Annotated in this window: 12 protein-coding genes; 10 read left to right on the top strand and 2 right to left on the bottom strand. The window is 33.9% G+C overall.

Annotation, left to right across the window (positions count from 1 at the left end; all coding sequences use genetic code 11):
* Positions 1-32: 32 nt before the first annotated feature.
* The 3 genes from ACNQGN_RS15915 to ACNQGN_RS15905 are packed head-to-tail and all read left to right on the top strand — an operon-like array spanning position 33 to position 2,365.
* Positions 33-560, top strand: a complete 528-nt coding sequence (locus ACNQGN_RS15915; RefSeq protein ID WP_417988817.1) for a GNAT family N-acetyltransferase — start codon at positions 33-35, stop codon at positions 558-560.
* Positions 560-1,411 (top strand): substrate-binding domain-containing protein, encoded by an 852-nt coding sequence (locus ACNQGN_RS15910; RefSeq protein ID WP_417988816.1) that lies wholly within the window; start codon positions 560-562, stop codon positions 1,409-1,411. The genes ACNQGN_RS15915 and ACNQGN_RS15910 overlap by 1 nt, the downstream gene beginning before the upstream one ends.
* Before the next feature lie 21 nt (positions 1,412-1,432).
* The gene (locus ACNQGN_RS15905; RefSeq protein ID WP_417988815.1) at positions 1,433-2,365 is read left to right on the top strand and encodes a transglutaminase; all 933 of its coding nucleotides are present in this window, start codon (positions 1,433-1,435) and stop codon (positions 2,363-2,365) included.
* A gap of 67 nt (positions 2,366-2,432) precedes the next feature.
* Here the strand turns inward: ACNQGN_RS15905 and ACNQGN_RS15900 are convergent, their stop codons facing one another.
* Positions 2,433-4,616 carry a TonB-dependent receptor family protein gene (locus tag ACNQGN_RS15900; protein ID WP_417988814.1) on the bottom strand — a complete coding sequence of 728 codons (2,184 nt, stop codon included), beginning with the start codon at positions 4,614-4,616 and terminating at the stop codon, positions 2,433-2,435.
* 187 nt (positions 4,617-4,803) lie between these two features.
* Between ACNQGN_RS15900 and ACNQGN_RS15895 the strand changes: the two genes are divergently transcribed.
* The 6 genes from ACNQGN_RS15895 to ACNQGN_RS15870 all read left to right on the top strand — a co-directional run bounded on the left by ACNQGN_RS15895 (position 4,804) and on the right by ACNQGN_RS15870 (position 8,852).
* Positions 4,804-4,953 carry a hypothetical protein gene (locus ACNQGN_RS15895; RefSeq protein WP_417988813.1) on the top strand — a complete coding sequence of 50 codons (150 nt, stop codon included), beginning with the start codon at positions 4,804-4,806 and terminating at the stop codon, positions 4,951-4,953.
* A 217-nt stretch (positions 4,954-5,170) separates the two neighbouring features.
* A complete protein-coding gene (locus ACNQGN_RS15890) occupies positions 5,171-5,749 on the top strand; it encodes a YdeI/OmpD-associated family protein (protein ID WP_417988867.1) in 579 nt (192 codons plus the stop codon).
* Positions 5,750-5,850: 101 nt separating this feature from the next.
* Positions 5,851-6,432 carry a YdeI/OmpD-associated family protein gene (locus ACNQGN_RS15885; protein WP_417988812.1) on the top strand — a complete coding sequence of 194 codons (582 nt, stop codon included), beginning with the start codon at positions 5,851-5,853 and terminating at the stop codon, positions 6,430-6,432.
* A gap of 281 nt (positions 6,433-6,713) precedes the next feature.
* A complete protein-coding gene (locus ACNQGN_RS15880; protein ID WP_417988811.1) occupies positions 6,714-7,151 on the top strand; it encodes a hypothetical protein in 438 nt (145 codons plus the stop codon).
* 189 nt (positions 7,152-7,340) lie between these two features.
* Positions 7,341-7,709 carry a VOC family protein gene (locus tag ACNQGN_RS15875; protein ID WP_417988810.1) on the top strand — a complete coding sequence of 123 codons (369 nt, stop codon included), beginning with the start codon at positions 7,341-7,343 and terminating at the stop codon, positions 7,707-7,709.
* A gap of 66 nt (positions 7,710-7,775) precedes the next feature.
* Positions 7,776-8,852, top strand: a complete 1,077-nt coding sequence (locus ACNQGN_RS15870) for a serine hydrolase domain-containing protein (RefSeq protein WP_417988809.1) — start codon at positions 7,776-7,778, stop codon at positions 8,850-8,852.
* A 143-nt stretch (positions 8,853-8,995) separates the two neighbouring features.
* Here the strand turns inward: ACNQGN_RS15870 and ACNQGN_RS15865 are convergent, their stop codons facing one another.
* Positions 8,996-10,384: a tetratricopeptide repeat protein gene (locus ACNQGN_RS15865; RefSeq protein ID WP_417988808.1), complete on the bottom strand. Its 1,389-nt coding sequence runs from the start codon at positions 10,382-10,384 to the stop codon at positions 8,996-8,998.
* A 518-nt stretch (positions 10,385-10,902) separates the two neighbouring features.
* On the opposite strand from ACNQGN_RS15865, the gene ACNQGN_RS15860 reads away from it, so the two are divergent.
* Entirely contained in the window at positions 10,903-12,360 is a 1,458-nt protein-coding gene (locus ACNQGN_RS15860) for an FAD-dependent oxidoreductase (RefSeq protein WP_417988807.1), read from the top strand.
* Positions 12,361-12,700: the final 340 nt, after the last annotated feature.

The raw sequence follows: 12,700 nt of genomic DNA, 5'->3' as shown, positions 1-12,700 counted from the left end.
CGCAAATTATTAACCACCAACTTTTTTTATCAATGAATCTTATTTTAGAAACCGACCGATTGTTTTTAAGGGAAATGCTGCCATCAGATGCTGAAGCTTTATTTGAAATGGACAGTAATCCTAATGTACATAACTATCTTTGGAAGAAACCTTTGACTGAAATTAGCGAAGTTCTTTCCTATATAGAACTTGTCAGGGAGCAATACATTCAAAATAATATTGGAAGATTTGTTGTGGTTTTAAAAGAAACGAATGAATTAATCGGTTGGGCAGGATTAAAATACAACACTGAAATTGTAAATAATAAAGTTAATTTTTATGACATCGGGTATCGATTAAATGAAAAACACTGGGGTAAAGGATACGCAAGTGAAGCCAGTTATGCTTGGTTGGATTATGGTTTTAATGTGATGAAAATTAAAATTATGGATGCCGCAGCTCATACTGATAATGCTGCATCTAATAAAATCTTGCAAAAAATTGGAATGTTAATGACAGGGCAGTATATGGAAGATGAAGTTTGTTGGAATTGGTATGAATTAAAAAATCCTAATAGATAATGAAGACAATAAAAATTGCCGGTGTCCCGGAACATTTTAATCTTCCGTGGCATTTGTCAATAGAAAACGGAGCGTTTGAAAAAGAAAATATTAATTTACAATGGACTAATGTTCCAGAAGGAACTGGGAAAATGTGCCAAATGCTTCGTGACGGAGAAACGGACATTGCAGTAATCCTAACTGAAGGAATCGTCAAAGATATAGTGGCCGGAAATCCAAGTAAAATAGTTCAGGTTTACGTTGAAAGCCCGTTAATTTGGGGGATTCACGTTGCAGCAAAATCTAGCTATAAAACAGTAGCGGATTTAGAAAACACTAGAGCTGCCATTTCCAGATTAGGTTCAGGCTCGCAATTAATGGCATATATGAATGCCAGTAATCATGGTTGGAAAACAGACAATCTTCAGTTTGAAATTGTAAACACCATTGATGGTGCAGTTGAAGCCCTGACCAATGGAACTGCTGACTATTTTATGTGGGAGCGTTTTATGACAAAACCACTAGTGGATAAAGGAATTTTCCGTCGTATAGCCGATTGTCCAACACCTTGGCCCTGTTTTGTACTTGCCGTCCGTGATGAAATCTTAGAAAAAGAGCCTACAGTTATTTCAAAAGTTCTTGAAATCATTAATAAAGCTACTCAGGAATTCAAAAATATCCCAAGTATAGACAAAACGCTGGCTTCAAATTATCATCAAAAAATAGAAGATATTCAGGAATGGCTGTCGTTAACGCAATGGTCACAAAAACCATTATCAGAAAAAATGTTAAACAAAGTTCAAAATCAACTTTTTCAACTTAAAATTATCGATAAAAAAGGTACTTTTGAAGATATTGTAAAAACAGTCTAGATTACTGTTTTTATTCTTATTATGATAAAAATAAAAAACATTACTTTTCAAGGTATTAAACAAAAATTTCAGGTCAAAAAACCCTGGGACGATGTTATTATTTTTGTTTTGAACATATTGATTGCTATTCCGGTTTTTATAATTATACATCAAAATTTAATCAATCCCAACTGGTTTTTTAATATAGATAGAGTTCTTTTATTCCTGTTAATTATAGTTCTTATTCAATTAATTCTACGGTTTTTAAGGACAATCATTCTCATTTGCATTGTATTGTATTTATTAGTTTTACTTTACGGTTCGGTGATCGGTAATTATGGTTTCAACAATGTTTTTGAAGATTATAATTCAATGATGTATTCGATGTCGGATAATCCATATCCACAAGATATAATCATTGCTAAACTACTTCCTTTTCCGAACAAATCAAAAATCATTAATGCTATAGAGTATCAGAATCCGAAAATTAGAAATTTTGCGGTTATGGCCACTTCAAAACATTTTAAAAATGTAAAAGGATATTCTGATTACAGGACCATTGTCCAATGTTTTGCAGTATTTAAAGAGATAAATCATCGATGGAATTATGTAAGTGATCCAAAAGAAAGAGATTACATTGCAACTGCAAGCGAATCGCTGGGCTATTTTTCGGGTGATTGTGATGACCATTCCATATTAATGGCTGCCACTATAAAATCGATTGGCGGAACTCCTAGGTTAATTCATACTAAGGGTCATATTTATCCGGAAATATTAATTGGCTCTCTAAATGACTTAGAAAAAGTGAATTTTCTAATAAAGAATGTTTTGTTTGTAACTGAAAGTAATGAAAAACAACTACACTATCACATTGATGAGCGAGGGCAAGTCTGGTTAAACTTGGATTACACCGCTACTTATCCTGGTGGACCTTTTTTATCTGAAGAAATATTAGGTGCATTAACATTGGATTAACTGATTTCATTTTTTTTATCGACGTGTCACTCGATACAGATACAACAAAAATCAGATTTTTTTTATCTTATATTTTTGCGATAAATGAAATTGCTCCGTTTCTTCCGTCAGATCCCCATACTCCTGGACCTGGATAGAATAAAGGCCGTTTAGTAAAATATTGTTTATCAAAAACGTTATTTAAACTTGCTTTTATTTCAAATTTGCTTGTTATTTTTATTGTTGCGTTAAGGTCAAATATTCCATAGGAAGGAACTAAACCAACTGCACCGGTTGCTGTTGGTACAGCTGTATTTAATGCATCTGCAAAACTTGTAGCTGTATAACTATAAAGTCCAGACAAACTTATTTTCCAATAATGAACTGTAATTCCATTTCTGGAAATAATGTTTGGTACACTTTCAAGTTTGTTACCTTCAATATTTACATTTGAATTTCCTGTTTTAACATTTCCTGTTGTGTAGCGACCATCCATAAACGAAGTTGAAGTAAATAATGAAATTTCTGTTTTTTTATTTAGAACCCAGTTTCTTTCAATAAATAATTCAATTCCTTTAGTCAAAGAATTTCCAATATTTGTTCTGTATGTGTAAAAAACTCCTTCGTCATCAGTTAATGCCAAAGTTCCAAAACGATTATTGTATAGAAGTAAAAAACCTGTAATGTCCCACTTCAAAGATTTCCAATTTCCCCTGAAACCTAATTCTGCATTATATCCTCTTGCATCTTTGATATTCTCATCTACTTTTTCATACATAGAATTTGGAACAATATCTTTAAAAAGGACAGGTCTGTATACTTGTGAAAAACCGCCATAAACACCTGTGAAATCTGTTGGCTTGTAGCTAAAACTTGCTCCAAATAATGGATATTTATGTTTTATACTAACCGGTATTTTATTTTCAGGATAATAGTTTATAGTTCCTGACATTTTGCTTTCGCCAATTTCAAATCTTGTACCAACATTGATTGAAATATTTTTAAGAATTATAAAGTTGTTTTCAGCAAAAATCGCCATATTTTGCGTTTTAAAATGAATATCTCTACCCCAATTTGGATCAACAAGTGTTAAGTCAAAATCACTTCCTGTAGTACCTTTTCCTAATTGTGTTCTGTGTAAATCGTTATTCATATATTGCACTCCCGCAGCAAGTGAACTTATTTGATTTCCTAATTTGTATCGTTGAAGTAGTCTTAATTCGTTGGTAAAGCTTTTAAAACGATCAATATCAACTTGTCTGTTTGCATAATCAAGGGTTAGAGGATTAATTACATCATCTACATTTGCAGGTTTATCAAATAAAACACTATTTCTTAAACCAATTACAGCGGATGAAATAAATTGAAATTTTGTATTGTTTTTGATTTTGTAATTTAAAGTAAATGATGGAATATTAATGGCTGGATTAAAATAATTTCTTGACCTCGTTGCTTGCTTTGGGTCTGTTGCAAACATAGCGTCAGTTAGTGGTCCGGGAATACGATACAAATAATTAGACCTTGCCCATTCTAAACGAAACGATAAGCTTTTATTGGGGTCATAGGTAAGTGTTATTCCTTCTGCATCATAACTAGTATGTTCTATTTTACGATATCCATCCCGTGCTTTTTTTGCGAAATAGGCGTAATACTTTAATTTACCAACTTTTCCACTTATTGCATTATAAGAACTTAATAAATTAAACGAACCAATTGTATTAAAACTTTCAAAATTAAATGTTTTAATTGTGTCGGCTTTCTTAGATACATAATTAAGCATGCCTCCAAATTGAGCTCCATACTGAAGTGAACCGGTTCCCCTTACTAATTCAATTCGTTCTATGCTTTCCAATGGAATACTATAATGACTTGCAGGATATGCATACATATCAGAATTCGTTAGAATACCATCTTTACGAATGTTAAATTCCCAACCTCTGTGTGGGTCAAGTCCTCTGGAAGAAATATTGATTTGATTCCCTGTCCCATCCATATCATATACAAAAACCCCTGGTACTTTTGCAAATATTTGTCTTCCTGTTTTATCTGTAATGTTTGCGTTAATTTGAGTAAGTGAAATAACTTCGTTCTTCTTTCCCGAAAAAATATAAGTTCCTACAATAGGTTCCAGTCCTGTAATTGTGTATTTGGGTAATAATCCTTCAATAATTACAGGTGAAAGTTGATTAACTTTTACCGTGTCTTTCGTCTGCGCTAACAAGGTCGTAATGCTGAAGGTAAGCCCAAATACCAGTAAAAAAAAATTTCTCATTTGTTGTTATTATTTTATCGAATTCTTTTGTTTTTTTTTTTTATATAATTACGCGCAAATTTTAAATAATAAAGTCATCCTCTTTAGTTGGTTTTTAATTTAATAATTTTTGACAATTACTATTTTTTTGCAAACGTACAAATTTAATTGTATTCTTATTAAACGTTATGCAAGATCCTCAGTGAGCATGCAAAAAACAGGTCGATTCCATGTTGGCAGGTTAAACGGATTAACCTTCACAGGTGATACAACTATAAATGTTTTACACCGCGTTACCGAAGACCTATTTGTTGCAGTGTTTTATGAATTTGGAATTAAAGAGATTACCTTAAAATAATTACTATGTACTTGTATAATTACAACTGGAGAATTCATCAAAATACGTTTGTTATTTTACTTAAATAAGTTCTATATTAGCTAAACCAAAATGAATTACAATGTACATTGATTGTATATCAGTATTTTACGGTTGCAATAACAGACTTGAAAACTTGAACAAAGACCAAATAACCCTACACTTTTGAATGTAATTATATACTATGACAAAGATTATAATAAATCCTACGGTTGATGAATATTTTACCAGAGCCAAAAAGTGGCAGGAAGAATTGGAAAAATTAAGAAAGATCCTTCTTGACTGTCAGCTAACTGAGGAATTGAAGTGGGGTAAGCCTTGTTACACGTTTCAAAAACACAATATAGTTATCATACTACCATTAAAAGAATACTGTGCCCTTCTATTTTTTAAAGGTGCCTTATTAAATGATACCAAAAGTATTCTAATAATACCTGGGGAGAACACACAGGCAGGACGTCAGATTCGGTTCAAAAATATTCGCGAAATAGTTGAAATGGAAACCATCTTAAAAGCTTATATTTATGAAGCTATTGAAGTGGAAAAAGCCGGTTTAAAAGTACAATTTAAACAGAGTACGGAATTCCTGTTTCCTGAAGAGTTCCAAAATAAATTAGACAAAAACCCTAACTTAAAAACTACTTTTGAGGCATTGACACCAGGAAGGCAAAGAGCATACATACTTTATTTTTCGGCGCCTAAACAATCCAAAACTCGGGAATCAAGGGTTGAAAAATGTATACCGCAAATTCTCAATAAAAGGGGATTAAATGAGTGAACTATTTCCTTCGTTGTAACTTCTATACTTGGTTTTTAATGTAGTGGTATCGTAGATCAACGGGTATAAAAATAATTTCAGCTAATCAATAAACTAATAGAATGAATTCTAAGATTGATGAATATTTAAATAAAGTCGAAAAGTGGCATGAAGAATTGGAACAATTGAGAAGGATCATTCTTGAATGTCAGCTTATTGAAGAATTAAAATGGAGTGCTCCTTGTTATACGTTTCAGAAAAGTAACATCGTTATAATAGGTGGATTAAAAGAATACTGTGTACTTAGTTTTTTCAAAGGGGCTTTATTGAAGGATACTGCTGGCATTCTAAACAAGCCAGGGGATAATACACGGTCGGCGCGCCTGATTCGGTTCACCAATGTTCCAGAAATTATTGAGATGGAATCAATCATAAAAGCTTATATTTATGAAGCCATTGAAGTGGAAAAAGCTGGTATGAAAGTAGATTTTAGTAAAAGTACGGCACTCCTATTTCCTAAGGAATTTCAAAATAAATTAAATAAAAACCCTGCCTTGAAAATTGCTTTTGATGCATTGACGCCAGGACGACAAAGAGCATATATTTTTTATTTTTCAGCACCTAAACAATCCAAAACTCGTGAGTCAAGGGTCGAAAAATATACGCCGCAAATTCTCAATAGAAAGGGATTAAATGATCGGTAAATGGATAAGAAAATAAAGTAATTTAACTTTAAAATATTAAAACTGTAATAAAGTCATTTACAGAAAAAAAAAATCGAATATTTTAATTAATTTTTTTTGTGGCCCATACGACGCCTTTTAAGAATCCTTTTATACGTTATTTTAGAGGAACCAGATTATTAAAATAATTTCGTATTTGATTACCAAAGGTTTACCTATAATTTGTAAACATTTTTTTATAAATTAGCTCTTTATCAATGTGCCCTTATAATAAATAAAACCTAACAAATAAATAACAAACTATGAATCCCATCATTAAAAACATTTTGGCAATTATAGCTGGGATTATCATTGGCAGTTCCGTTAATATGGGAATTATCATGGTTAGCGGTTCAATCATTCCTCCACCGGAGGGTGCGGATGTTACCACTACGGAAGGTTTAAAAGCATCCATGCATTTATTCCAACCCAAACATTTTATTTTTCCCTTTTTGGCACATGCTATCGGGACTTTTACAGGTGCTTTTCTGGCTGCATTAATTGCCGCCAATCATAAGATGAAATTTGCTTTGGGCATTGGTGTTTTTTTCTTAGCGGGTGGAATCGCCAGTGTTTTTATGCTTCCTTCTCCAACTTGGTATAATATTGTCGACTTAGTTGGAGCATATGTACCTACGGCTTACATAGCAGGAAAATTTGCGGTCAAAAAAAAAATAATATCTCAGAATGACTTTAAGTAATTACTTTGTTGACTTTAGAACTAGATGCAAATGAAAAAGCATAACCAATTTAATAATCAATTCGGAGTTTGGAAATAATAGAAAGAAAAATAACGAAAGACTTTACTAACGTTATTATGTGAAACTTCATATAGAAAACCCCTTGTTTGAGCCGATAAAATGGAAAATAAAATACTAATCTAAAAAAAAATGGAACATAAAGCAAAATCTATTCGACCTTTTATAGGAGTTAAGGATTATAAATTGTCTCGGGATTTTTATCTTGATCTAGGATTCAACGAAATCATTTTATCTCCAAACATGAGTTATTTCAATACTGATGGTTTGGGTTTTTATTTACAAGATGCTTACGTGAAAGAGTGGATAGACAACACAATGGTTTTTATGGAAGTGGAAAATGTCACCCGATTTTGGAACGAATTATTGGAATTAGAACTTACTGTAAAATATGAAAATGTTAAATTAGTCCCTGTACGAGAGCTTGCTTGGGGAAAAGAGTGTTTCTTACACGATCCCTCGGGGATTTTATGGCATTTTGGAGAATTTAATTCAAAGTAAATTCAGTGTTTTTTTTGCTTCGGAACTTTTGCAAATTCTTGCAACTCATAGACAATAAAAATACTTATGAATGAAATAGATAGTATTTTGAAAAAACTAGTCGAGCGCCATAAAACGCCTTCTGTTCAATATGTTATTTTTGACAAAGACAGTATCATTCATAAATTTCAGTTTGGATATGCGGATATAAAAAAGCAAAAAGAAACAACCGAAAATACCACTTACAATGCTTTTTCCATAACAAAGACCTTTACAGCTTTGTCAATTTTGCATTTAGCAGAAAAGGAAAAACTTGATATAGAGCAACCCGTAAAAAAATATTTGCCCGAATTTCCCTATTCATCAGAAATTACAATTCGTCAATTAATGACGCATTCCTCCGGTATCCCTAACCCTATTCCATTAAGCTGGATACATTTAGCAGAAGAGCACAAATCGTTTGACAGGAATGCCTTTTTTAATCAAATTTTCAAAAAAAATAACAAGACGAAATCAAAAGCAAATGAAAAATATGCTTATTCAAATCTTGGGTATGTTTTGCTTGGGCAACTCATAGAAAAGGTTTCCGGATTAAGCTATGAGGATTATGTCCGGGAAAATATTTTATACCCATTAAATATTAAACAAACCGAACTGGATTTTACAGTAACCGACATGTATCAACACGCAAAAGGTTATCATAAAAAATATAGTTTGTCAAATATTTTTTTAGGCTTCCTTATAAGCAAATCAAAATATATAGACATAACTGAAGGCAAATGGAATTCGTTTAAAGACAATTATGTTAACGGGGTTTCCTATGGTGGCTTGATTGGCACTTCAAATGCTTTTGTAAAATACATTCAGGAACTCTTAAAGCCTAATTGCAAACTAATAAGTGATCATTATAAAAGAATGCTTTTCATCGAAAATTACACAAACAATAACAAAGCGACGGGGATGTGTTTATCTTGGTTTAAAGGACAATTAAACGGCAAACAATATTATGCCCACGCAGGTGGCGGCGGTGGTTATTATTGCGAAATCAGAATTTATCCAGACTTGGGAATTGGAAGTGTGATAATGTTTAATCGTACAGGTATAGCTGACGAACGATTTTTAGACAAACTTGACAAATATATTATTACTAAAAATAAACAGTAGGTAATACATAAGATTTAAGTGCTTTGGGTAAATTAAAACAATTATTCAGATCTGCTAAATTTCATAATACAAAACCAACTTTCCATTAGGCTGATACCCAACTCGATTGCAGTAGCTTTGGTGCGTTCGTTTTGTTTGCATTTTTATGTTGGATTATTTTTTTCTATCGCTTCTATTGTTCTTTTCGCAGCAGTCAATCTTATTTGAGTATTTTTATCTACTAGTTTATTTGTTATCCAGTGCTCTAATTTGTGATGCAAAGGAATTAAAAGTGCTGCGATGAATACCATCATGCATAACATTAGTATTGGAGAGTGATGTACAAATTCACCCAAGTAAGGATGTAGCAGCAAATTGATAAATTCAAATACAATTAATAAAGACAGAATTCCTAAAAAACGGATAATCGACTCATTCACTAATATCGAATGGCTCAATAATAGAAATACAATGATGAAAAGAATTAACGTGGCTGCAATAGCAGAATACTGAAGATTATGTGACCGTTCTTCTTTAAGTTTGGCTTCATTTTCAGCTGACTCTATTTTTTGCAGGCGCTCTTCAAACACAAGATTCTGAATTTGAGATTCTTCTTTGTTGCTTTGAATAGTGTCTTTGATAACGATGGCCAATCTTAGATATTTGAGACAACTGTCCGATTCTTTTAACAGGGTATAATTATCAGACAGGATTACAGCAGTCTTTTGTGCTTGATGCAGAAATTTATTTTCTGCCAGCTTAAGAGCCTTTTTACCATATACAATGCTGGAATCAGTTTGATGCACTTTGAGATAAAGTTCTGCCAAAGAAACATAATTAAAGCACAACCATCTGGGTTTATCATACTCATTGGCACTTTTAACACCCATGCGGTAATATTCTAAGGCAAGCGGAATATTATTTATCCTATATTGTAAATCACCCAGACGATTATAGGTAATAGATATGCTTTCGCTTTTTGATTTAATATCTTGTTGATAAACCCTTTGCAGGAAATCCATGGCTAAATCGGTTTTGCCGATTTCTAAATAACATATTCCCAAGGTAGATATAATATGAGCGGACGAAATACTTTTATTTGCATCACAAATATCTTTGGCAAGCAGAAGATTTGTAATAGCACTTTTGTAAACACCTTGTCTTCTGTAAATATTTCCTATATTATTGTAAGCCAAAACCAGACCTTCTTTACTCCTTAGTTTTTGAGCTAATTTTAGCGCTTCTAAAGAAGTCTTCAATCCTCTTGAGTAGTTGCCGGTAACAAATAAGGAGAAAGCTAAGCTATTCAGACTACGCATTTCACCTTCTTTATACTGATTTTTTTTAGACAGTAACAAAGCCTCTTCTGCAAAATGGATTGACTTTATCGGATTATGGCTGGTATAGGCTGAAGAAATTTTTATCAACAGCTCTATCTTACCAGTATCTGAATTTGTTTGAGAAAGACTTTGTTCAAGATTTTTTATTTTTAGGGATTGTCCGGAAACTGTTCCCATGAAAATAAAGAATAATAGGCTTAGAATATTTTTCATAGGTATAACATTTTACTTTTTTTAACAACTTTTTTACAAGTTGTTGCTTTTCGGTTAATGAATTTGTCGTTGCTCCTATAAAATTACGCACAACGTCAGTACGTATAAAAACCTATAAACGAACAAGTTTCCGTTAATTTCAATGTAAATATATATGATTTAAACTACAATAATTTCTATTTTTGAAAAAAGAAGTTTGATTTAACTTTTCAAAAAAGGAGTTGAAAAAAGCGTCAAAAAATGTTCTTAGGGCACTTAAATTATAGAACAGGCAATTTGAAGATTTCAATAGAAAAAAGGCGAAAATTCTAAAGTAGTTTTGTACTGGTAATCTTTTGACTAAATTTGCGCAACTGCTACAAGGGACAAAACGCTGAAAAACATAAATTTATCAAGTGAAATTATATAAAAGTAATGAAAGTCATAGTCACAACTTTGCTAGTAGGCCCAGCATCAATTGTATCGGATAAGTTTTTTTCTTACAAAATGGAGTCAAAATCAAGTTAAGTAAAGAGGAAGTGAAAAAAGTGGAAAATGAAAAAGCAAGCTGGACTGCTTGTCAGGAATGTCAAGGACGCGGCAAAAAAAGTCGAGGGCTCAGCAATAAAGTGCGACTCCGCTACCAAATGGCATTCGATCAATTTGAAAAAAAGAAAGACGAAGGGACGGCTCCAGTTCGTCCTAAGGCCCACCTATACTCATGCTTGAAGTGTTGCGGATCCGGTCTGCTTCACTCTACTAGCTATCCTATTGCGGATAAAGAAAACTACCCACACGTTGCTATTATTGGTGGTGGTATCGGAGGAGTGGCTCTAGCTGTGGCTTGTTTGCACCGCGGGATTCCTTTTACCCTTTATGAGCGCGATACCGATTTCAATGCTCGATCTCAGGGCTACGGTCTCACTTTGCAACAAGCTAGTAAAGCGATCGAGGGATTGGGTGTTTTCTCGTTAGAAGAAGGGGTGATTTCAACAAGACATTTGGTTCATACTACAGAAGGAAAAGTGATTGGTGAATGGGGGATCAGAAAGTGGATGCAGTCAGATGCGAAAAAGTCTTCGAAACGTTCAAACATACATATCTCAAGGCAATCATTGCGCTTAGCGCTACTTAAGCAGCTTGGCGGAGATGATGCAGTACAGTGGGGGCACCAATTAGTAGGTTTTAAGGAATGTGAGGGTGAAGGTGTTGATCTAAGCTTTCAAGTGGACGGGAAGATAAAAAGTTCCAAGGCTGACCTTGTGGTTGGAGCCGATGGTATTCGTAGTTCCGTGCGGCGGTTGTTGATCGGTGAGAATATTACCCCTTTACGTTACCTCGGCTGTATTGTGATATTGGGTATTTGTCCTTTGACGGCTATCAAAGGTCTTAATAATTCTTTACTGGACTCGGCCACTGTATTTCAAACCGCCAATGGCAAGGAGCGGATCTACATAATGCCTTATACGTCAGACTCCGTGATGTGGCAACTTAGCTTCCCAATGCCAGAAAAAGAGGCTAAGGCGTTAAGTGCTCAAGGACCTCGGGCACTCAAGGAAGAAGCGTGTCGCAGAACTCAGTGGCACGACCCCATTCCTCAGATTTTAGTAGCAACCCTAGAAGCTCAGATTTCCGGCTATCCCGTGTATGACCGAGAATTACTCGAGTCAGAATTATTGGAGAAAGGTGGCCAAGTGACTCTGATCGGAGATGCGGCTCATCCAATGAGTCCATTCAAAGGGCAGGGAGCAAATCAGGCTCTGCTGGATGCGCTCACGCTGGCTCGGGGGATCTCAAGTGGATGTAGATCTTTATCCCAATGGAGAAAAGCTGGAGTGAGGCAAAGTGTATTAACTGAGTTTGAATCAGAAATGTTAGAACGCAGTGCTTCCAAAGTGAAAGATTCAGCAGAGGCCGCACAGTTCCTACATTCCGAAATTGTGCTTCATGAGAGTGATGCTCCAAGAGGACGGTGTCTAAAGAAAAAAGACATATAACAAGCTGCTTAAATATTCGCAAAACAGAAAATACTCTGCTCCTATTTCCCCAACCTCGCCAGGCCTCAGAACGGCGGGTGCAATACTGAAACTCGGAGGGTAAAATAATATCACTTTATAGAAATAGCTTAAGTTGTTAAAACCAATAATCCACGTAAATTAAAGGTTGATAGCTATTAAAATATTTTTTAAATAAGTTTCGAATCCAAAAAACCTCCATAATCGTATTGGTCCCACTAAAAGCATCTTTGATTCATAAATCATCTAGTTTAAATTTGCTGATTCAAAATTTTAGACATGAATCAACAAGAACAGATGTACACATTGGCTGAGCAATGGC

Origin of the sequence: Flavobacterium rhamnosi (genome assembly GCF_048286515.1) — a bacterium.
Taxonomy (GTDB): Bacteria; Bacteroidota; Bacteroidia; order Flavobacteriales; family Flavobacteriaceae; genus Flavobacterium.
The sequence above is the reverse complement of the archived record's forward strand: the minus strand, read 5'-3'. Positions and strand labels throughout refer to the sequence as shown.